This is a genomic window from Frankia gtarii, assembly GCF_025403375.1.
GTDB lineage: Bacteria > Actinomycetota > Actinomycetes > Frankiales > Frankiaceae > Frankia > Frankia gtarii.
This window is the reverse complement of sequence record NZ_JAMPTM010000009.1, coordinates 36,766-58,692: the sequence shown is the minus strand read 5'-3', so window position 1 is coordinate 58,692 and position 21,927 is coordinate 36,766. Positions and strand designations below refer to the sequence as shown.

The 21,927-nt window shown below is 68.5% G+C and carries 19 protein-coding genes; 17 read left to right on the top strand and 2 right to left on the bottom strand.

The annotated features are described in order from the left end of the window. Positions 1-41 precede the first annotated feature (41 nt). Together NBZ83_RS03250 and NBZ83_RS03245 are read right to left on the bottom strand one after the other, a co-directional pair. The gene (locus tag NBZ83_RS03250; protein WP_261566568.1) at positions 42-941 is read right to left on the bottom strand and encodes an IclR family transcriptional regulator; all 900 of its coding nucleotides are present in this window, start codon (positions 939-941) and stop codon (positions 42-44) included. Between the two features lie 131 nt (positions 942-1,072). Then, the gene (locus NBZ83_RS03245) at positions 1,073-2,599 is read right to left on the bottom strand and encodes an AMP-binding protein (protein WP_261574290.1); all 1,527 of its coding nucleotides are present in this window, start codon (positions 2,597-2,599) and stop codon (positions 1,073-1,075) included. Between the two features lie 372 nt (positions 2,600-2,971). On the opposite strand from NBZ83_RS03245, the gene NBZ83_RS03240 reads away from it, so the two are divergent. The 17 genes from NBZ83_RS03240 to NBZ83_RS03160 all read left to right on the top strand — a co-directional run bounded on the left by NBZ83_RS03240 (position 2,972) and on the right by NBZ83_RS03160 (position 21,862). Beyond that, positions 2,972-4,294: an ABC transporter substrate-binding protein gene (locus NBZ83_RS03240; protein WP_261574285.1), complete on the top strand. Its 1,323-nt coding sequence runs from the start codon at positions 2,972-2,974 to the stop codon at positions 4,292-4,294. 198 nt (positions 4,295-4,492) lie between these two features. Continuing rightward, the gene (locus NBZ83_RS03235) at positions 4,493-5,272 is read left to right on the top strand and encodes an SDR family NAD(P)-dependent oxidoreductase (protein ID WP_261566565.1); all 780 of its coding nucleotides are present in this window, start codon (positions 4,493-4,495) and stop codon (positions 5,270-5,272) included. 59 nt (positions 5,273-5,331) lie between these two features. Then, positions 5,332-6,513 (top strand): amidohydrolase family protein, encoded by a 1,182-nt coding sequence (locus NBZ83_RS03230; protein WP_261574284.1) that lies wholly within the window; start codon positions 5,332-5,334, stop codon positions 6,511-6,513. A 122-nt stretch (positions 6,514-6,635) separates the two neighbouring features. After that, the gene (locus NBZ83_RS03225; protein ID WP_261574283.1) at positions 6,636-8,021 is read left to right on the top strand and encodes an NAD(P)/FAD-dependent oxidoreductase; all 1,386 of its coding nucleotides are present in this window, start codon (positions 6,636-6,638) and stop codon (positions 8,019-8,021) included. After that, the gene (locus NBZ83_RS03220) at positions 8,018-9,199 is read left to right on the top strand and encodes an epoxide hydrolase family protein (RefSeq protein WP_261566562.1); all 1,182 of its coding nucleotides are present in this window, start codon (positions 8,018-8,020) and stop codon (positions 9,197-9,199) included. The genes NBZ83_RS03225 and NBZ83_RS03220 overlap by 4 nt, the downstream gene beginning before the upstream one ends. Before the next feature lie 11 nt (positions 9,200-9,210). Beyond that, positions 9,211-9,759: a nuclear transport factor 2 family protein gene (locus NBZ83_RS03215; protein WP_261574282.1), complete on the top strand. Its 549-nt coding sequence runs from the start codon at positions 9,211-9,213 to the stop codon at positions 9,757-9,759. Positions 9,760-9,788: 29 nt separating this feature from the next. Further along, complete coding sequence (locus tag NBZ83_RS03210) at positions 9,789-11,279, top strand: aldehyde dehydrogenase (RefSeq protein ID WP_261574281.1); 1,491 nt, start codon at positions 9,789-9,791, stop codon at positions 11,277-11,279. Between the two features lie 184 nt (positions 11,280-11,463). Further along, positions 11,464-12,369: a sucrase ferredoxin gene (locus tag NBZ83_RS03205; protein ID WP_261566560.1), complete on the top strand. Its 906-nt coding sequence runs from the start codon at positions 11,464-11,466 to the stop codon at positions 12,367-12,369. Positions 12,370-12,388: 19 nt separating this feature from the next. Beyond that, positions 12,389-12,601, top strand: coding sequence for a hypothetical protein (locus NBZ83_RS03200; RefSeq protein WP_261566559.1), 213 nt, complete (start codon positions 12,389-12,391; stop codon positions 12,599-12,601). Between the two features lie 129 nt (positions 12,602-12,730). Further along, the gene (locus NBZ83_RS03195; protein ID WP_261574280.1) at positions 12,731-13,573 is read left to right on the top strand and encodes an isocitrate lyase/PEP mutase family protein; all 843 of its coding nucleotides are present in this window, start codon (positions 12,731-12,733) and stop codon (positions 13,571-13,573) included. A gap of 39 nt (positions 13,574-13,612) precedes the next feature. After that, complete coding sequence (locus NBZ83_RS03190; protein WP_261566557.1) at positions 13,613-14,212, top strand: TetR/AcrR family transcriptional regulator; 600 nt, start codon at positions 13,613-13,615, stop codon at positions 14,210-14,212. Between the two features lie 74 nt (positions 14,213-14,286). Further along, entirely contained in the window at positions 14,287-15,600 is a 1,314-nt protein-coding gene (locus NBZ83_RS03185) for an amidohydrolase family protein (RefSeq protein ID WP_261566556.1), read from the top strand. 476 nt (positions 15,601-16,076) lie between these two features. After that, positions 16,077-17,528 (top strand): aldehyde dehydrogenase family protein, encoded by a 1,452-nt coding sequence (locus tag NBZ83_RS03180; RefSeq protein ID WP_261566555.1) that lies wholly within the window; start codon positions 16,077-16,079, stop codon positions 17,526-17,528. A gap of 243 nt (positions 17,529-17,771) precedes the next feature. Next, positions 17,772-18,344 (top strand): TetR/AcrR family transcriptional regulator, encoded by a 573-nt coding sequence (locus tag NBZ83_RS03175; protein ID WP_261574279.1) that lies wholly within the window; start codon positions 17,772-17,774, stop codon positions 18,342-18,344. Beyond that, a complete protein-coding gene (locus NBZ83_RS03170; RefSeq protein ID WP_261566553.1) occupies positions 18,344-19,540 on the top strand; it encodes a thiolase C-terminal domain-containing protein in 1,197 nt (398 codons plus the stop codon). The genes NBZ83_RS03175 and NBZ83_RS03170 overlap by 1 nt, the downstream gene beginning before the upstream one ends. Then, entirely contained in the window at positions 19,540-19,998 is a 459-nt protein-coding gene (locus NBZ83_RS03165) for a Zn-ribbon domain-containing OB-fold protein (RefSeq protein ID WP_261566552.1), read from the top strand. Before NBZ83_RS03170 ends, NBZ83_RS03165 begins: the two co-directional genes overlap by 1 nt. Before the next feature lie 124 nt (positions 19,999-20,122). Continuing rightward, complete coding sequence (locus NBZ83_RS03160; RefSeq protein WP_308203756.1) at positions 20,123-21,862, top strand: CocE/NonD family hydrolase; 1,740 nt, start codon at positions 20,123-20,125, stop codon at positions 21,860-21,862. Positions 21,863-21,927: the final 65 nt, after the last annotated feature.

Below are 21,927 nucleotides of genomic sequence, written 5' to 3'. Positions count from 1 at the left end.
GTACCCTCGCGAGCCCGCGGGCATCTCAGCTGGTCAGCAGCTCAGCTGCGGGCTGTTGGTATGCGCTGCTCGCGGTCTCGCTGGCGTGGGCGCCGCGGCGCCGCCCCACCGAATGTCCGTGCCGCCATCATATCGGCGCTGGCCCGGAGCCGTTCGCCCACGTCGACCGCCGCAGCTCCGGTCAGCGGAGCGACGAATCCGTTGGCGGTGAGGATCATGACGACCTCACCCGCCGGTGTGAAGACCGGCGCCGTCACATTCGCCACCGCCACGACCTCGTCAAGATCGAGGTTCACCGTGACGAACCGGTCGGCGAGGTCGTCGAGAAGGCGTTCGATCTCGGCGCGCGACGCGGCATTCCCGGGGTCATCGGCCAGGGTCTCCAACGCCCGTCGCAACTGCTGGCGGGTCTCATTCTGCGGTCCAGCCTCGTAACCGCGTTCGGCCACCTCGGCCAGCGCCTGCTCCAGCCGAAGAGCTCGGTCGGCGGTGGTCACGCCATGGCTGCGCTGCAGCCATCGCCGCCGCAGAGCGTCGTCTCCATACGCGGCGAACGGCGCGCCGAAGGGCGCGGAGAACGGCAACCGGGTACCAACCCGCGCCCCCACCTCCGTCCGCCGGGCCCGTCCCTCCGCCACGACGGCGACGAGCTCGTTGCCCATGAGCACGCTGGCCACACACTGCGCTTCGAGTTCGCCCGCGAGCAGCGCCAACTCGTCCTGCGCCGCCTGCAGCAGCGGATGCTGCACGAGCGCCGCCTGGCCGACCGCCACCAGCGCCGCACCCAGGGTGTACGTCTTGTGGAGTGGATGGCGGACCACGTACCCGGAGTCGGTCAGCGCCATCAACACTGAAAGGGTCGATGCGGCATTGATTCTCAGGGCCCCCGCGATCTCCGTCAGACTGAACGGCCTGCCGGGATGCACCGCCAGGAAGTCCACGACCCGAACCGCGCGACTCGCTGCGAGTGCTGGCTTCACCACTGCTACCCCTCCCGGGCGTATCTTACGAGGCTGCTCGGTGAAGCGGTGAGGTGGCCGTCCGTGTACCAGAGGACGTCGGACGTCGGCCCTCACCCCGACGCGGCGGCGAACCGTTCCTGCAGCTGGTACTTGAGAATCTTGCCGGTGGCGTTCCGGGGTAGCTCGTCCACGGTCTCGAGTTGTTCCGGGATCTTCTGCACAGCCAGGTCCTGGGCTCTGAGGTAGCCGACCATCTCGTCGAACTCCAGCGGCTTCGCCGGATCGGCGACCGTGACCACCGCGCAGCACCGTTCCCCGGTGCGGGGGTCGGGGAGACCGATCACGGCGACGTCGGCGACCTTCGGGTGCTGGTAGAGCAGGTCCTCGATCTCCTTCGCGCTGATGTTCTCACCCTTCCGGATGATGATCTCCTTCAGCCGGCCGGTGATTCTGACATAGCCACTGTCGTCGATCACCGCGAGATCACCCGAACGGAAGAAGCCTTCGTCGTCGACGGCCGCCGCGTCCAGCGAGGAATCAAGGTAGCCCTGGAACAGCTGGGGAGCCTTGATGCACAACTCGCCCTCCCGGCCTCGCGGCAACGTCTCGCCAGCGGGCCCCCTGGTCACCATCTCCACGCCGGGGCAGGGCAGCCCCTCCGTCGCCCGGCGCGCCTCGTCGGCGTCGCCCAGAAGGCTGTGCGTGACGATCGGTGCTTCGGTCGAGCCGTACGCCGACAGCAGGCCGGCGCCGCCGAACTCGGCCTTGAGCTCGTCGTGCAGCCCCGGTGGCTTGCCGGCGCCACCGCCCACGAACATCCGCACCGCGGGGAGGAGAGGCCGTCGCGGTTCGCGCCGCTGCCGCTCCAGGTAGTGCAGGCAGAAGATCGTTCCGCCGCCGGCGATGGTGAGCCCCTCGCGGGACAGGAAGTCGATGCTGGCCTCCGGGTCGAACGCCTCCACCACGAGATGACGGCACCCGGTCATCAGGCCGGCGGTCAGCCACACCAGACCGCCGACATGCGTGATCGGGAACACGAGCGCCTCGGAGTCGTCGGCTCGGAGCTCCATTCGGCTGGCAAGAGCCCGGCCCGCGGCCATCAGTGTGGAGTCGGTGTGCCGGACACCTTTCGGCTCGGCGGTCGTCCCGGAGGTGTAGTAGAGCCAACGGGTCGGCGCGCAGCCGGCGGCGGGCCCGGGGAAGGGTGGCAGCCCGTCGGGGTCGGATTCGGGTAGTCGCGCGCCGGCTGTGACTACCCGCAGACCAGGGACGTCAGCCGCGACCCGCTGGGCCAGCGCCCCGTAGTCGAACCCGCGCCACATGCCGGGCACCAGGAGCAGGGCCGTCCCGGCCTGGCGGGCGATGAACGTCATCTCGCGGCCTCGGTAGACCGGCAGCATCGGGTTCTGCACCGCGCCGAGGCGCGCGAGCGCGGTGGCCAGCACCAGCGACGTGATCCTCGTCGGGAACTGCCAGGAAACGACGGTTCCCTCCCGGACACCCAGCTCGTACAGTCCCGCGGCGACCCGCTCGGCCCAGTCCCGGTACTGCCGGAAGGTCAGGCTCACGCCTGTGTCGTCGAGAGCCGTCACGGCGTCCGGGGTTGCCGCGGCCCGCCTCTCGACCAGCTGCCACACGGTCGGTGCCTCGATCCCGCACCAGTCTGGGTCCTGACCACCTCGCTCGCCTGTCACCCGCGGCCCCTCGCTCCCACGATCGTGTGTTGCATCGGCATGATCAATATCATATATTGAATTCGGTTTTGCAGCCAAGGTCACATCCGGGGCTCGCCCCCCTCGCCAACACACCTGCTCGATCCAGGTCCAAGATCCGGTCGATGCCCCGGTCGTGATCGCACAGGCGAGGCTGACCGCCTGGCTGTCGGCCGGTCCTGACCAACCGGCAGGTACGCCGACAGCGGTGTGCAGATGAGCTGCATCCGCAGACGACACGAGATGATGGAGTTAAGGGTGAAGGGTCTGTTACGTAGGGCCACGGGTCTTGTGGCCGTGGCCGCAGTGCTGGGAATGACGTCCTGTAGCAGTGGCGGCGGCGGTGCGACCGAGCCGTCGCGTTCCCCGTCGGTGCCGGAGAACGCGTTCGCGGCCGGGCCGACCGACACCTGGAGTGATGCGGGGTTCAAAGTCGATCCGACGAAGCTCGCCTGCGGGGGCGCCGCACAGAACCCGACCCGGGGGATCACCGACACGTCCGTGAAAGTCGGCGGACTGGCCTTCCTGACCAGCCCGAACGGAAGCTCGCTGGCCGGCGCGGACGTCGGTGCCAAGCTCCGCTTCCAGCGCGCGGACGACGAAGGTGGCGTCAACGGTCGCAAGATCGACTTCGTCGGAGTCAGGGACGACGGTCAGGATCCGACCCGCAACGCCCAGCTCGCCAAGTCGCTCGTCCAGCAGGACCAGGTATTCGCCGTCGCGCCGCTGATGACTCTCAACACCGGTTATCTCGACACCCTCTGCAAGAATGTTGTGCCGTTCTTCGGCTGGACCACCAACACCGGCTACTGCGGCAACCTGATCGGCTTCAGCATCATTGGCTGTGGGACGCCGTCCGAGGCGGTCTCCAAGCAGGTGGGCACGCCCGGGATCGGCCTCCTGATGCGAAACCTGTTCAAGGGTGAGACCGGTCGTACCCTGGCGCTGGTCGGCTTTGATACGGAAGTTTCCCAGGTCTCCGTCCGGAACTTCGCCAAGCAGGCGACGCTCGCCGGCTACAAGGTCGTCTACAACAAGACGCCCATCCCCGTCTCCGGACTGACCGACTCGACGGCGGTCGTCAACGCGATCACGACGTCCGACGGCGGCAAGGCGCCGGACGCGATAGTCGACCTGACCGACGTGGCGACCACGGTGAAGCTGACCCAGGCACTGCGAGCCAGCGGCTACAAGGGTAAGCTCCTTGAGCCGGCCGCCTACGACCCACGCCTCAAGGCTATCTCGGAACTCGACGACACCAACGTGATCCTCAGCTGGGCCCCGGCCGAGTCCACGTCGCCGGCTATGACGCGGCTCAAGGCCGACTTCGCCAAGTACGCTCCTGGTCAGCTGCTCACGGTCCCCGCAATGGCGGGCTACTGGTCTGCGGACATGTTCGTCAACGCATTGCAGAAGGCGGGGCGAAAACTGACCGTCGACTCCTTCTTGAAGACGCTCAACAGCGGCTCGTACACGTACGGTGTAGACGACGCGCTGGCGGCGACCAAGTGGCCCCTCAACCACGTTATCCAGAATCCCTGCACGGCGATGGTGACGTTTACCAACAAGCAGTATGTGGAGACCCAGAAGCTCGCCTGCGGTAGTCTCATAAGGCCGTGACGTTCGGGTGTTGGTTACGGGTGATCTGACGATCTCTCGAAAGCCCCGGGCGGTGGACCGGAATCTTTCGGTGGCCGCCCGGGGTGGCCATGCGTCAGATTCTGATACGCGGAATCCCGGCAGGACATCGATGAGGTCGCGGTCGGAGCCGGGGCTCGTGTGGATAAAATATCGAGTATTAGAAATGGGTGATCACGGATGACGCCTGGTGCACTACTTGACGGCAAGGTCGCTGTCATCACTGGTGCGGGTTCGGGGGTGGGTCGGGCCGCGGCGCTGCTCTTCGCGGCTCACGGCGCCCAGGTCCTCTGCGGCGATGTTCGCCGTGCGTGGGTCGACGAGACGGCCCGGCTGGTCGCCGACGCGGGTGGTAAGGCCCTCGCTGCGGTCTGCGACGTCACCGAGGAAGCGCAGGTCCGCGCGCTCATCGACACGGCGGTGAGCGAGTTCGGACGCATCGACGTGGTGTTCAACAACGCCGGCGTCTCCACCCCGGGCCTGTCCATCGGGGACCACGCCGACAGCGACTGGGACCGCCTGACGGGGGTCAACCTCCGAGGTGCGTTCTACGGCTGCAAGTACGCCGTAGAGGTGTTCAAGGAGCAGGGTGGCGGCGGAACAATCATCAATACCAGTTCCGTCGCCGGACTGGTCGGCTTCGGCGGCGTCGTCTACGGGATCACCAAGGGCGGATTGAACGCGCTGACCAAGGCACTCGCCATCGAGGTCGGACCCCACCGCATCCGCGTGAATGCCATCTGCCCGGGGCCGATGCTGACGAACCTGACCCGAAACGAGAACGACGCCTTCACGGCGGCCACCGCCGAGGAACTCACCCGCTATGGCGCGTTGAACCCGCTTCCCGTGGCGGTGATGCCGGAGGACGTGGCCAACGCCGCGCTGTTCCTCGCCTCCGATCTGAGTACCGCCATCACCGGCGTCACCCTTCCCGTCGACTGCGGCTTCACCGCGCGCTGAAATCTCCATCCACACCCCCTGAAATCGAGTCATAAGGAATCACAAGAGGAGTCCGCACGATGTCCCGTACATACAAGGTCATCTCCTCCGACGGCCACCTCGAAGGGCCGCCGGACGACTTCCTGCCCTACGTGGCGCCCAAGTACCGGGAACTGGCGCCCCGTCGGGTGCCGACCCCCGGCGGCGGCGACAGCTGGTTGATCGAGGGCCAGCCGCTGTGGCACACCGGGACCAATCTCGCCGCCGGCGCCAAGCCAAAGCGGCGAGGAAAGTCCTACTGGAACGAGGACGGCACCCGGTCCACCGGCGCCGGTGACGCGGTGCAGCGTCTGCGCGAACAGGACCGCGACGGTCTCGACGCCGAGGTCCTCTTTCCGCCGATTTTCGCGGTCGAGGCGTTGACCGGCATCTCCGACCCCGAGGCGTACCTCGCGATCGTGCAGGGCTACAACACCTATCTGGCCGAGGCCTACTGCCCCGTCGCCCCCGACCGTCTGATCGCCAACGGTGTCATACCCGCTCGCAGCATCGACTCGGCACTCGCCGAACTTGAGCGCTGCGCGCAGCTCGGCCTGCGGACGGTGACACTGTCCGCCTTCCCGAACGGCTCCCCGCACCCGAAGCCCGAGGATGACCGCTTCTGGGAAGCGGCCCTGGCCCTCGGCATGCCGGTATCGGCCCACATCTACTTCGGTGCCCCCTTTCCCCCGACCGTGACCGGGCAGGGGCAGCCGGGGGCCAGCCCCGACGCGATCGCCCTCGCCACCCGGCAGTCGATCGAGCGGCCAACCTACACGCTGGCCCAGGCCATGGTCGCCGGCGTCTTCGACCGCTTCCCGGATCTGAAGCTGTACTTCGCCGAGACCAACGCAAGCTGGCTACCCATCGGGCTTCAGCAGATGGACGAGAACTACAAGCTCTACGAGCACACCTTCGTCCGTAGGCTGCAGAAGCTCCCCAGCGAGTATGTGCGCGACCACGTCTACTTCTGCTTCATCCAGGACCTCGCCGCTCTGCGGATGATAGATATGCTGCCCAGCGACAATCTGATGTGGGGCACCGACTTCCCGCACTCGGTCACCTCGTTCCCGAACTCCCAGGCCTGGCTCGACAATGCCTTCGCGGGCGTTGACGAGGGTGTACGCCGGAAGATTCTGCTGGAGACGCCCGCGGCGTACTTCAAGCTCGACCTCTCGGCGACACTCACCCCGACCCCGGTGGACGCCCCCGCGGGCGTCTGAGAGGGAAGTGCTCTTCGCTCACCGGCGCCGGACCGCCGCGGCGGGGCTCCGGCCATCCGCACGAGGAGAGCACCGACCCACCGGAACGTCGTAAGCATCGATCTGCCGTGAAAGGAGCGGGTGTGGTATCCACTGGACTGAATCACGCTGTCGTCATCGGCAGCAGTTTCGCGGGCATCACCGCCGCGCGCGTGCTCTCAGATCATTTCGCCCGGGTCACCGTGGTGGAACGCGACGAGCTCACCGACGAGAGTGCGGTACGTCGCGGCGTGCCGCAGGGCAGCCACGTGCACGGAATCCTGAAGCTCGGCCGGGAGATCCTTGATGATCTTTTCCCCGGCTTCGTCGAGGAGACCCAGCGCGAGGGAGCGGTCTTCATCGACCAGATCGCCAACGGAGCCGGTTGGACTCCGCACGGCTGGTCGATCGCCCGCGGTCCGACCAGCCTGAAGGGCTACGGCGTCCGCCGGCCGCTGCTCGAGCTGGTGGCCCGCCGACGCCTTTTCGCACTACCTCGGGTGGAGCTGGTACAAGGCCGGGTGCAAGGACTGCGGGCCGCGGGCGGTCGGGTCTGCGGAGTAGTCCTGGACGGTGCCGACGACGGCTCGCGGACGCTCGATGCCGACTTCGTCGTCGACGCGTCCGGACGTGGCTCCGTCGCCCCCGGATGGCTGGAGGAGGCCGGATTCGAGGTCCCGACCGACACGGTAGTCAACGCCTTCGGCGGTTATGCGAGTCGGCTGATCCGCGTGCCCGACGTGTGGCCGGACGGTGTCCGCTTCGCGGCCGCACTTCCCGCGCCCGGCGCCACCAAGGGCGCGATCGTCTATCCGCAGGACAACGGCCTCTACATTGTGTCGCTGTTCGGCCTGTCACGGGACTACCCGCCGGGCAACGAGGAGGGTTTCGACGCCTTCCTGCGCGGCTGCCGGATCCCGCTGATGCACACGATCGTGTCCCAGTCGGAGAAGGTCAACGCGATCCGCACCTCGCGATCCACGGCCAACCGCTGGCGGCACTACGAGAAGCTCGCCGATCCGCCCGTCGGCTTCGTCGCCGTCGGCGACGCGGCCCTCGCCGCCAACCCCATGTACGGCCAGGGGATCTCGACCGCCTGCCTCGGCGCGGTCACACTCGGCCAGACGATCGTCGATGCCGACGGTGACCTCGCCAAGGTGCCGCGTGACTTCTTCGCCCGCCAGGCCACGAACAACGTCTTCCCCTGGGAACTGGCGATCGGCTACGACCTGCGCTTCCCGGACACGGTCGGCCAGCGTCCGCCCCCCACCCCGGAGCTCCTCGAGCGCGGCCGCTACCTGGACACGCTCTCGCAGGTCGCGACCGAGGACCTCGAGGTCAGCGAGGCACTGCTGCTCTCGACACACATCTACGACCGGAGCCGGCTCTTCGAGCCCGACTTCGTGGCCAAGGTGGAGGCCTGGCGGGCCGCCGGCCGCCGCCCACGCTTCACCGACCCCACCCGTCCACCGTGGGAGGCGGCGGCATGAACGGCCTCGTCCCGTCGAGAGCCCCCGCCCTGAGCGGTGAGATCGTGCCCTTCCACGTGGCCGTTCCCGACGACACGCTGACCGATCTGCGCGAACGGCTCGTTCGCACCCGCTGGCCCGAGGCGGAAACGGTCTCCGACTGGTCGCAGGGTGTCCCGCTTGAATACCTGCGGGAGCTGTGCCGCTACTGGTCGGCTGAGTACTCGTGGCGGGCCTGCGAGAAGCGGCTCAACTCCTTCCCTCAGTTCCGCATCCGGATCGACGACGTCGACGTCCATTTTCTGCACGTACGCTCACCGGAGCCGGATGCCCTCCCGCTCGTCCTCACGCACGGCTGGCCGGGCTCGATCGTCGAGTTCCTCGACGTCATCGGGCCGCTCACCGATCCCGCCGCTTACGGCGGCGACCCGCGGGACGCCTTTCACCTGGTCATCCCCTCCCTCCCCGGATTCGGTTTCAGTGGCAAGCCCGAGCGCCCCGGTTGGAATCGCGAGCGCATCGCCGACGCCTGGGCCGCCCTGATGGCTCGACTCGGCTACGACCGGTTCGCGGCACAGGGCGGCGACTGGGGAGCGAGCGTCACGAACCACCTTGCGCTGCGCTATCCGCGGCACCTCGCGGGCATCCATCTGAACCTCGTGTCCGTCAGCCCACCCGCCGACCAGTCCGGCTTCACGGCACAGCAGCGTGCCAGCCTCGCCGCGTATCAGGAGAGGCAGGCGCACCACGCCAGGTGGGAACTCGGGTACGTGCACCAACAACGCACCCGGCCGCAGACGCTGGGCTACGGTCTGACCGACTCGCCCGTCGGCCAGTGTGCGTGGATCCTCGAGAAGTTCAAGGCCTGGTCCGACTGCGCGGACGACCCCATCGGCCCGTTCGGGATCGACCGGATTCTGGACAACATAACCGTGTACTGGCTGACCGCCACTGCCACGTCCTCCGCCCGGCTCTACTGGGAAGCCCAGCCCGCCGGCTTCAGCACCCGGATCGACGTCCCGACCGGAGCCACGATCTTCCCCAAGGAACTGACCCGGCCGCCACGGAGCTGGGCGGCCGAGGTGTACACCGACCTTCGTTACTGGAACGAGGTTGACCGTGGTGGGCACTTCGCCGCGTTCGAGCAACCCGAGCTCTTCGTCGGTGAGCTGCGTAACTGCTTCCGGCTGATGCGTTGACAGGGGTGGGTGTGGAAGCCGCTGATCGACCCGCCGTGGGCGACATGACCGCCGTGATCGCTATCCAGCAGCTCTGTCATCGATACGCGCTCGCGGTGGACTCCCGCGACATCGAGGGCATCGGACGCCTGTTCATCCCCGAGGTACGGGTCGGGCGGAACATGACCGGACGCGCTGCGCTCCGCCAGTCGTTCTCGGCGATGCTCGCGACCTGCGGCGCAACAATCCATTTCATCGGCAATCATACCGTGGACTTCATCGACGACACCCACGCAACGGGGGTGGTCTATTGCCACGAGGAGGTCCAGCCGCTCGGCGGAACCTCCTGGCAGGTCGGCATGCTGCAGTACTGGGATGACTACGAAGCCCGCGACGGCGCATGGCTCTTCGTGCGGCGGCGAGTTCATCGCTGGTACCGGCAGTTTCCGTCCCAGACAGCTACGGCCCAGATTGTTCCCGGGGCGGCCGACTCCACGGAGCGGTCCCTCCCCGAATCATTTCCGACCTGGCAGCGGTTCCACGGGGAAGTCCGCGAGCCTGACCATCACGAAAACGTCTGACAACCATCGAAGGTGAGCAGGAGACCATCATGGAGCTGACTCGTGACGTGAACATCGCGCTGCGATCTCCGGACCGTTTCTACATCGGCGGCGAATGGGTCGAGCCCTCGACGAAGGAGATGTTCGAGGTCATCCAGCCCGCGACCGAGGAGATCTTCCTTCGGGTCGCGATGGCGGGCGCCGACGACATGGACGCCGCGGTCGCGGCGGCACGCGTGGCCTTCGATGAGGGTCCGTGGCCGCGGATGAGCCCGGCCGAACGCGGGCAGTACCTGGCCGCGCTGGCCCAGGGCCTGCGGGACCGCGCTTCGGATATCGCGCTCGGGCATACCAGCGAAGTCGGCGTGCTGCATTCGTTTGCGAAGTACGGCGGTCCCGGTGCCGGCAACACATACGACTACTACGCGAAGCTGGCCGGGGAGTTCTCGTTCATCGAACAACACGCGCCGTCGGCCGGCGCGGAGGTCGCGCTGCTGGTCCGCGAACCCGTCGGTGTCGTGGCCGCGATCATCCCCTGGAACGCCCCGGTGTCGGCGGCGGCCTTCAAGGTCGCTCCGGCGCTTCTGGCGGGCTGCACGGTCGTCCTCAAGTCCTCTCCGGAGGCACCGAGCGCGATGTACGTCCTGGCCGAGATAGCCGAGCAGATCGGGCTGCCTGCCGGCGTCCTCAACTGCGTCACCGCGGACCGGGAGGTCTCCGAACGGCTCGTCACCGACCCGCGCGTGGACAAGGTCGCTTTTACCGGTTCCGTCGCGGCCGGTCGCCGGATCGCCTCGCTGTGCGGAGATCGCATCGCCCGCTACACCCTCGAGCTCGGCGGCAAGTCTCCCGGTGTCATCCTCGACGACTACGATCTCGAGGCCGCCGCCGCCTCGCTGTCGATCTCGTCGCGACGCATGTCCGGCCAGACGTGCGCCTCCCTCACCCGCATCATCGTGAGCCGGCACCGCCACGACGAGTTCGTCGAGCTGCTCGGCGACAAACTCTCGAAGATCCGGGTCGGCGACCCGTTCGACCCCGCGACCGAGATGGGGCCGCTGGCCATGCGTCGCCAGCGTGACCGCGTCGAGCACTACATCTCGAAGGGCCTCGAGGAGGGGGCCCGACTCGTCACCGGCGGAGGCCGGCCCGCCCACCTGCCGCGTGGCTTCTACATCGAGCCCACAGTGTTCGCCGACGTCGACAACTCGTCGACGATCGCGCGTGAGGAGATCTTCGGGCCGGTGCTCAGCGTCATCCCGGCCGATAACGAGGAGCACGCCATCCAGATAGCGAACGACACGCCTTTCGGGCTCAACGCGGTGGTGTTCACCAGTGACGCCGACCGGGCGTTGGCCGTCGCCCGGCGATTCCGTGCGGGAACGGTGGGCCACAATGCCGCCATCTACAATTTCGAGGTCGGGTTCGGCGGCTTCAAACAGTCTGGCGTCGGCAGGGAGGGCGGGCGCGCCGGTCTGCTGCCCTACCTGGAGAGCAAGACGGTCCTGCTCGCAGCCGAACCCACGTCGATCGATTACTGACCAGCGCCGAGGCGCAGCGGCCAGACCGCCGACGAGGCAGACCGCCGACGAGGCAGACCGCCGACGAGGCAGATTGCGGTCTGGCAGCCCGCCGCCGCGGCGAAACCTCGACCGGGGCCGGCCGCCTTCGTACGGCAGACACCGGCCAGGACGGTGGACCAGGATGAGGGACACTCCAGGCGGGATGCGCTGTTCGGCCTCGGCCCGCCATCAGGCGGTCGAACCGGCCGGCACGGCGGGCACCTACGACGGAATCGTGCTCGCCGAGTGGCCGCTGCCGTGGCCCCGCGATGTCGGAGCGATCCCGGCGCTGACCCGGCGGCACCACCGGGCCCAGGCCGCATACGGCGGCCGCTGGCGGCTGCAGGCGATCGTGCCCGTCCCCGCGACCGGCGGAAGTCCCAGGGCATCCGAATCCGGCACCGACTCTGCGTCCGGCACCAACTCTACCGGACCAGGACCCGTGGATTCCACGGAAGTGCTTTGGGAAACCGGTGACGTGCGATTGTACCGGCGCCCGCCAGGGGCATTCTCCGGCTTCGAGCCCGTGGACGCCGGCACCGCCGATCGGGAGGTACTGGTCTGTACCCATGGCAGTCGCGATCGGTGTTGCGGTTCCTTGGGCGCGGCGATGTTCAACAAGCTTCCGACAATTCCCGGCGTTCGGTTCCGGCGAACCAGCCACACGGGCGGGCATCGCTTCGCGCCGACCGCGCTCATATTGCCGGAGGGAACCAGCTGGGCCTATCTCGATGAGGAGAGTCTCACCGCCATCGTGGCGCGGACCGCACCGCTCGACGAGGCGGCGCGACACTACCGAGGTTGCTTCGGACTCGACGGGCCGGAGCTTCAGGTCGCAGATCGAGAGGCGTTGCTCAGGCACGGCTGGGCCTGGCTGGACGCGCCCCGGTCAGGCTCTGTGGTGGCGCGTGACGGCGACCGGATCGGCGTCCGGATCGAGGCTCCCGGCATTGCCCACGAGGTCGAACTCAAGATCCATTGGTCGGCGCCGGTGGTGCGGTCCTGTGGCACGCCGCTCGAGTCCGCAGCCAAGAACGAATCGCAATGGGAGGTCGTGGCCTTCGGATGAAGATCATTCTCTCGATGCGATGCACGGTGTCGCCGACTCGTGCGGACCAGCTGAGAACCTCGCCTTCCCGGCGATGGGTCTGCTGCGCAAGGACGCGGACATCCTGGCTGCGGTCGCTGCCGACGCCGGCATCGACCTCGGCGCCCTCGGGCATGCCACGACCGCCATGCTGAGTCGCGTCGACCCGACGGAAGGAAGAACCCTCGCCCCGTTCGGCCCCCCGAAGGGGTAGCGTGTATCGAACGATAATCGTTCGATACTGACGGACTGACGGGCACGGGCGTGGGGAACCACCTCGCCGCTGCGACCGCGCGCCGGTCCGGCCGGTCCCGTCCAGGGAGCCTGACGAAAGGACGTCGCGATGGCGCGCACGCTCAAGCAGGCGATCGACGAACACAGGCCGCTCGTCGTGCCGTCGATCTATGACGGGATCTCCGCCCTCCTGGTCCGCGACCTGGGCTTCCACGCCGCCTACATTGGCAGTTACGCCACCGGGGCGGCCAAGTACGGCGTCCCCGACATCGGCTATATCGGCCTGGAGGACATGGCGGATCAGGTGCGCCGGCTCGCCCCGGTGGCCGGTGTGCCGATCATCGTGGACGGCGAGGGCGGCTGGGGCAACCCACTGCACGTCGCGCGGTCCGTGCAGGTGCTCGAGCGGGCGGGGGCGGCGGCGACCCACATCGAGGACCACGTCTTCGGCAAGCACCTCATCGGCAAGTCCCACATCCTTCCCGTCGGCCAGGCGGTGGACAAGATCAAGGCGGCGGTTGACGCCCGGGACTCCACCAATTTTATGATCATTGGGCGGACCGACTCGTTCCTGACCGAGGGGCCGGCCGCGGCGGTCGACCGGGTGCTGGCCTACCAGGAGGCGGGGGCCGACGGCGTGTTCGTCGCGGGCTACCTCGATGCCGAGAACCAGTCGCGGCTGCGCGCCGAGGCCCGGGTGCCGATCTTCACGGTCGATCTCCCGACGCGCAGCGCGGCCGATCATGGTGCCGAGGGCGCCGACGTGGTGCTCTACTACGCACTCGCGCACCAGGCGGCAATCAATGGCATCCGGGCCGCGCTCGAGGTCCTCGCCCGCGAAGGCTCGACGACCAGCATCGAAAAGGAACTCGGCTCGGTGGTGGATCTCGACGCCTTCCTCGGCATCGGGCCGGCGCGGGAAAAGGCGCGCAATTATGGGCTTCTGGACTGACCCGGGGCCCGGGGCAGTCGGCGTGGGCCGGCGACGGGCATGATCGAGGAGTCGGCTGCCCGTCGCCGCGGCGGTGGGCGGCCCCGAGACGAGGGTCTGCGGCTGCGGGTTCTTGAGATCGCGGTCGACGTCTACGCCGAGCATGGCTGGAGCGGCTTCAACTTCGAGACGGTATCGAGTGCCGCCGGCGCGGGACGACCCGCGCTCTACCGGCGTTGGGCGGACCGTTCCGCTCTGCTCACCGATGCCATCCTCAGCACCACCCCCGAGGTCGTCGACGTCGATCTCGGCTCGTTGCACGACGAGCTGCTGCGAATCCTGCGCGAGTACCTGCAGGTCCTGGGGGGCAGCCGCGGGCGTGCCGGCCAGCGTCTCTACCTCGATCGCGACGCGATTCCCGACATCGTGGCGGCCGTGCACGAACGGCTCATGGGCCGCCGATTCCAGGTTGTGTGCGCCGCGATGCGCCGCGGCGCGGACCGGGCGGGGCGGCCCGCCGCGATCCCCGATCGGCTGGCGTTCGCGTTTCTGCTCGGCGGCGCACTGATGTGGGGGGGCGGCGATGACCCGCGGCCTGCGGCTGACGCCGAGGCGATCGTGGCCTCGGTCGTCGCGCTGACCGGATTCACCGAACCCTAGCCGTACTCGGTGGTACTCGGGATCCCGCGGTCCGGCCCACCCCGATCTCCATCGGCACGATGAAAGGCGAAGCCATGAGCTCGTCCACGCCCACCCTCCTCCAGGGGGCCCGGGTCCTCGTCGGCGACGGCCGCACCGTGATCGACGATGCGGTGATCCTGGTGCGCGACGGCCTGATTGCCGAGATCGGCCCGGCCGGCTCCGTGGCCGCCCCCGCCGAGGCGGAGCGCGTCGATCTGCGCGGGAAGACCGTCATGCCGACGATCGTCAATCCCCATGGGCACATCGGGTATCTGAAGGGAGCCGTCGCGTCGAAGGAGAACTACTCCCGGGAGAACGTCCTCGACCACCTGCGCCGGCTGGCCTACTACGGGGTCAGCGTCTTCCAGTCCCTCGGCACCGATCGCGAGGACATCGAGATCACGCTGCGCGACGAGCAGCGTGCGGGCACGCTGACCGACCCCGAGCTGGCGCTTCTGCTGACCGCGTCCAGAGGCCTGGTCGCACCGACGCCCGGAAAAGAAAACGGGGGCGCGTTCTTCGCTCCCGACGCGATCCTCGAGGCCGGCACGGCGGACGAGGCACGGGCGCTCGTGCGCGCGGTCGCGGCGAAGAATCCCGATGCGATCAAGTTCTGGGTCGACGACCGGGGGGGCACCAAGGCCAAGTTCGGTCCGGAGGTCTACAGCGCGATCATCGACGAGGGGCACCGGCTGGGCCACATCGTCATCGCTCACATCTTCGAGCTGGCCGACGCCAAGGGGGTCGTGCGGGCCGGGGTCGACGCCATCGCGCACCTGGTCCGCGCGCCCGGCCCCGACGCCGAGCTGATCAAGCTGATGAAGGACCACGACGTCGCCGCGTTCACCTCGATGGGAATCCAGAAGGGCCTGCCCGACATCGCCGACTGGATCGACGAGCCCGCGCTCGCCGAGACGGTTACCGCCGAGGCCCGCGCCGCGCTCCGCGCGCAGGTCATGGCCATGACGGGGGGCGGTCCCTCGGAGGCTCTGACAACGATGAACGCGGCCCTGGACTTCGGCGTGCGGGTCTTCGTCGAGAACGGGGTGCGGGTGCTGATGTCGGCCGACACCGGGGTGCTGATCCAGTTCTTCGGGTTCTCGGAGCATCGCGAGATCGAGGCGATCGTCGACGCCGGCGTGTCCCCCTACCAGGCCATCGCGGCGGCGACCAAGCTGCCCGCCGAGTTCCTCCACCTCGACGACCGCGGCACCCTCGACGTCGGCAAGCGCGCGGACCTGCTCGTCCTCGACGCGAATCCTCTCGACGACATCACCAACACCCGGAAGATCGCCGCCGTCTACCTCGCCGGAATTCCCCTCGACCGGGCGGCACTGCGCGCCCGTTGGGCTGCGGAAGGCACCTGAGTCGGCGACGGAGAGTCAGCGGCGTTCTCGTCGACGCCCTGGCCATCGGCCACCCGCGGGGGCCCGCTGGGTCTGGTTGACGGGTCACGAGTGTTGTTACATGATGAGCTGAACTTGGTTCAGTTTCTGATGGGAAGTCGTTCTCGCAGGTCACAGGCCGGTGGTGCCGTGAGCGCCGCGGGCGAGGCGACGCCTGGACAGGAGGGAGGAGTTGGTGTTGAGTCGTTCACTCGAGGATCATCTCGACGCGTTGGAAGCCGAGAACGCCGCGCTGGCGGCGCGCGTCAGGAGTGTGAAGACGCGCGGGAGATCAATGACATCTTCCGCCGCCGGCACCATTACGTGCGGACCCCTGCGGGCTGGAAGATCAAGCGGCTCTGTCTTCAGTGGCTCTGTCTTCAGGGCGAATACAACACGCCCCTTACGGACCTCGTCGCCATGGTGCGGCGTTCAGCGGTGAAGGAAGTGGCTGGCACATGACCATAGCACCCGCGGATATCGGCCTCCTTCCCAAGCCGGGCCTGCTTATTGGCGACACGAAGCTGACCACCGCCGGCGATGGAGTCTTCGAGCACCGCTACCCGGCGACGGGTGAGATCACGAACGCGGTGCCGATGGCGGGCCCAGCCGACATCGACGCGGCCGTGGCGGCGGCGCGAAAGGCTTTCCCCGCCTGGAAGCGGATGCCCGCCAACAAGCGGCGTCAACTGATGATCGACTACGCTCGCGCCATCCTGTCGGCCGATCACCTGCGCCAGACGATCGTGTTCGAGAACGGGGTGCCCTACGCCGCCACCCCATATGCCCTGTCCTGGGCCTCGGAACTCTTCGAGTTCAACGCCGGGTATGCGGACAAGATCGGCGGCCAGGTGGTCACCACCTTCCCCGGGGACGCGTTCGACTACACGCTGGACGAGCCCTACGGCGTCGTCGCGGTGATCGTGCCCTGGAACGGGCCGTTCATCTCCTACGGCCAGGGGCTGGCCCCGGCCCTGGCGGCCGGGAACACCATCGTGCTCAAGCCGCCGGAGCTCGCGCCCTACACCTGCCTCGCGCTGGCCGAACTGGCGCTCGAGGTGGGCTTCCCACCCGGCGTGATCAATGTCGTGCCCGGCGGTCCGGTCGCAGGCAACGCGCTGGTCAGCCATTCGGGCGTCGACAAGATTCTGTTCACCGGGAGCGGCGCGACGGCCAAGAAGATCATCCAGGCTGCCGCCGCCAACCTCACCCCGACGGCCTTCGAGCTCGGCGGAAAGTCGGCCAGGATCATCTTCGCCGACGCGGACCCGGACGAGGCGGCTCGCCGCTCCCTCATCGGTGCCGGACAGGCCTGCATCGCGGGCAGCCGGGTTCTGGTGCAGGCGTCGATCTACGACGAGGTCGTCGAACTGGCCAAGACCTACGCGCAGCAACAGCGTGTGGGCGACCCCATGGATCCCCAGACCCAGATGGGGCCGGTCATCAACCAGACCGCGGTCGACCGCATCCTGGGATTCGTCACCCGGGCGCAGGAGACGAAGACGGGTCGACTCGTCACCGGCGGCCGTCGGCTCGGGGACGAGCTCGCGGGCGGATTCTTCCTGGCGCCGACGATTCTCGCGGACGTGCCGAACGAGGCCGAGATCGCTCAGGACGAGGTGTTCGGCCCGGTGACCGTCTTCATGAAGTTCGAGACCGAGGAGGAAGCCGTTGGAATTGCCAACGACTCCCTCTACGGCCTGGCCGCCTACCTGCATACCAACGACCTCAAGCGGGCCCACAGGGTTGCCCGCGATCTTGAGTCGGGAATCGTGTGGATCAACGGCTTCCGTGACATTCCGGTGGGTGCCCCGTTCGGCGGCGTGAAGCAGTCGGGCTATGGTCGCCAGGGCGGTATCTACGGCATTCAGGAGTTCACCCGCCCCAAGAACATCTGGATGTCCATCTGATCTCGGGTCACCGTGGGACGCCAGCGACCTGTCGCTGCGCCCATCCGGCCGGGAGATGACGGCGGCAGGTGCCCGACGAGCAGCGGAGGTGACGACATTCCGTCGACTGAGGACAGTGAGTCAGCCCGGACCGGGCTGACGACACTCGGGCTGGCGGCGGACCGGCGCGAGCACCCGGACCGGGCGCCGCGTGGTTCCGGGTCGGATCGTCAGCTGCGGGCGGTCGCCGCCCGACGCTCGATCATGGCGGCCGCGACCGAGGCGTTCGCGTCGATCGGCTACGCGAAGACCTCGATCGCCGAGGTCGCGGTCACGGCCGGCGCGAGCGTCGGCCTGATCTATTACCACTTCAAGAACAAGGAAGGCCTGTTCTTCGCCATCTGGAACGAGTACCAGCACGACCAGGAGCGGAAGATCAGGACGGCGCTGCGAGTCGCGCAGGACGACGGCGTCACCGAACGGTCGCAGCTGCTGGTGCTGTCGGTGCGGACGTACCTGGCAGGGGCGTGGGAGGCGCGCCTCGTCGTGCGGATGGCGCACGTGAACGACACACCCCCGGGGTTCAACGACGAGCGGTCCCTGGCGAACCAGCGATGGATGCGGCGTAACCGCCGCCTTCTCGAGTCGGCCGATCCCTACCTCACGGAGGCGGTGCTGGTGGCCATGCTGGCAAGTATCGGAGCGCTCTGCGGGGCGGTGGCGGCCTGTGCCGACCAGGAGGCCGCCGCCGAGCTGATCGAGCGGGCCGTTCGGGTGGTGCACGGCCTGGTGGGTGTCCTGGAGTCCGTGGACGAGCCCGGCAGACTGGATCTGTAGTGAGCGGCGGGTGGTCGTTGCGCGACCAGTACGCGATCTCCGGTGTTGGAGCCACGGACTTCTCCCGTGACTCCGGGCGGACCCCCCTCACGCTGGCCTGCGAGGCATCGCTTGCCGCCATCGCCGACGCCGGTCTGGCGGTGGAGGACATCGACGGTGTCGTCCGGGCCGACTACGACTCGGTGCAGCCCGGTGATCTGGCCCACGGGTTGGGCCTGCCGAACCTCCGGTACTGGGGTACGAGCGGCATCGGCGGCGCGGCGCCGTGCGGCATGGTCGGCCAGGCAGTCGCCGCCGTCGCCGCCGGCCTCGCTACCAACATCGTCGTCTTCCGGGCCCTCAATGGTCGCTCGGGGCTGCGGCTGGGCCGAGGGAGCGCGGTGCAACGGGCGGCCAGCCGGCCCGTCGGCGGCAACGGCGGCTATGAGGAGTTTTTTCTGCCGTATGGGCTCATCGCTCCCGGTCAGATGTTCGCGTTGCTCGCGCGCAGGCATATGGCGGAGTTCGGCACCGCCGCCGAGGATCTGCGCGCCATCGCGCTCGTGGCCCGTCGGCGGGCCAACGCGAATCCGGCGGCGCAGATGTGCGCCCGGCCGCTCACCGAGGCGGACTACGAGGGTGCACGGATGATCAGCGAGCCGTTGCGGCTGTTCGATTTCTGCCTGGAGACCGACGGCGCGTGCGCCGTCGTCGTCACCTCGACCGAGCGGGCCCTCGACGGCCCGAATCCGCCGGCGCTCGTACGCGCCGTGGCCCAGGGGAGTGGACCGCGACCCCAGGCGGGCACGTTCCTGACGGCGCTCATGCGCGACGAGCTCCTGACGCAGCCCTCGGCCGCCGTCGCCGAGCTGCTTTATCAACGGGGCGGGCTCGGCCCCGCCGACATCGACGTGGCTCAGCTCTACGACTGTTTCACGATCACTGTGCTGCTCCAGCTCGAGGACTACGGATTCTGCGCGAAGGGCGAGGGCGGCCCCTTCGCGTCGAGTGGCGCACTGGACCTCGATGGTTCACTGCCCTTCAACACGGCGGGCGGGAATCTCTCCGAGGGCTACCTCCACGGCATGAGCCACGTGCTCGAAGGGGTCCGCCAGATCCGCGGCACCTCGACCTCTCAGGTGACCGGGGCGCGGACCTGCCTGGTGACCTCCGGGATTCCCGCCGCGACCAGCGCGCTGCTGCTGCGAGCGGCGTGATGACGGCCCACCCGGACGCGCCGGTGCCGGTCACCACCGATCTCGACACCGGCGGGTTCTGGCAGGCGGCGGCACACAACCGCCTGGCCCTGCGCGCCTGCCTCGACTGTGGCACGGTGCTGCACCTGCCCAAGGTGATGTGCCACCGCTGCCGGTCCACGCGCAGCGGCTGGCGGGAGATCGAGCCGGTGGGCACGCTGGCGTCCTGGACGGTGGTGCGGGCTGCCCTCCATCCGGCGTTCCCGCCGCCCTACACCATCGTGCTGGTGGAGCTCGACGCCGCACCGGGAGCCAGGCTGATCGGGTACCTCGACGGTGCGCCGGACCTGGCGATGGGGCAGCCGATGCGGGCGACCTTCCAGCAGGTGCGCGATCAGGTCACCCTGGTGCAGTGGAGTCCGCTGCCCGCGGTGATCTCCGGTCCGTCCCCAGATAGTTTGGTTCCTGACCTATCTTGACTGTGTTCTCGTCGGACGATAACGTCTGCCACATTGAGTGCGTTGGAAGGGCAGCAGGTGTGATGGTGGAGTTCTTACGCCACGCCGGTCCGACCGCTGGCTGTCCGAGTTTCGCGGGCCAGCGATGAGTAAGGACCCGATAATCATCGAACGTGACGTAGAGGTGCCGATGCGCGATGGCACCGTGCTCACCGCCGATGTTTATCGGCGAGCTGAAGGACGATGGCCGACGCTGGTAAACCGGACGCCTTACGGGCGGTCTCCGTATCCGGACAACTTTGTTCTTCTCAACCCTGTGTTCGCCGCCGAGAACGGTTTTGCCGTGGTGGTGCAGGACGTGCGGGGACGGGGTGGATCGGGCGGTGGCTACCGGCCGTTCGACGAAAGCGAAGACGGCTACGACACCGTCCAGTGGGCGGCCTCCCAGCCCTGGTCGACCGGCCGGGTCGGCTCTTTCGGAAGCTCGTACATGGCCGCCACCGCGCTGCAGGCGGCGACCGCCGGACCGCCGGCGCTGTCGGCGTTCGCCGCGTTGCAGGCGAGCTCGGACTACTACGAGGGACGCAGTTACTGGGGCGGGGCGCTGGAGCTCGGTTCCCTGGTCTCGGTGAGTCTCGCCGCGATCGGCAGCGCGACGATGGCCCGTCTCGAGTACTCCGACGAGACCAGGCGCATCCGGGCCAGCTACAAGCAGACTCTGGAAGGTCTCGGCTCCGTCCCGGTCTCGTTCCCGCTCGCCGCCCGCTTCGGTGGCGAGAACGGCGCGCTGAGGCGGCTGACGCCCTGGTTCTATGACTGGCTGGCGCACGACCAGCGCGACGAGTACTGGGACCGGCTCTCCCTCGAGCGCAACTACCCCCGAACCACCGCCGCCGGGCTGCACGTCACCAGCTGGTTCGACGCCATGAAGGACGGCGCGCTGCGCAACTACCTCGGCCTGGTCAACGGCGCCGGCTCCGAGCGGGCGCGGCGTGACCAGCAGCTCGTCATCGGCCCGTGGCATCACTTCGGCCAGCGCGGATACGAGGCGACGACCGTGGGTGAGGTGTCCTTCGGGCTGGCCGCGGCCAGGAACATCGACCAGCTGCAGCTGCGCTGGTTCCGCCAGCACCTCGACGACGCCGGTCCCGCGGGTGGCGACGGCCCGGGACAGAGCCCCGTGAAGATCTTCGTGATGGGGACCAACGTCTGGCGCGACGAGGCGGCCTGGCCGTTGGCGCGCGCGGTCGAGCGCAGGATGTTCCTGGCCAGCGACGGGAATGCCGCGTCGTCGGGGGAGGACGGCCGGCTCGGGTGGGAGTCGCCGTCGCAGGCCGGGGTGGACGAGTTCGACTACGACCCCCGGTATCCCGTGCCCACCATGGGCGGTGCACACCTGCTGCTCGCCACGATCGCCCCCCACGGGCCGGTTGACCAGCGGGCCATCGAGCAGCGGCCGGACGTGGCGGTCTACACCAGCGCCGAACTGAGCGAGCCACTCGAGGTCACCGGGGACGTCGCCGTCGAGCTCTGGGTGAGCACCACGGCGGTCTCGACCGACTTCACGGCGCGCCTGGTCGACGTCCATCCCGACGGTCGGGCCATCTCGGTGTGCGACGGCATCCGCCGGCTCGCCCCCGATGCGTCGCCCGGCGCGGCCGATGTCCGGCGCGTCCGGATCAACCTCGGCGCCACCTCCCAGGCATTCCTGCCGGGCCATCGGATCCGCCTGGACGTCTCCAGCAGCAACTTCCCCCGGTACGACCCCAATCCCAACACCGGTCGGCGCAGCCTCGACGCGCCGCACAGCGTCGTGGCCCGTCAACGCATCCTCTCCGGGCCGCAACGACCGTCCTCGCTGGTACTTCCGGTGGTCGCGCCGTGAGCGCGCGAGCGCACCGGGCCGGCGCCACCACCGGCCAGCAGGCAAACGCGCGAGAAGGGACCGCC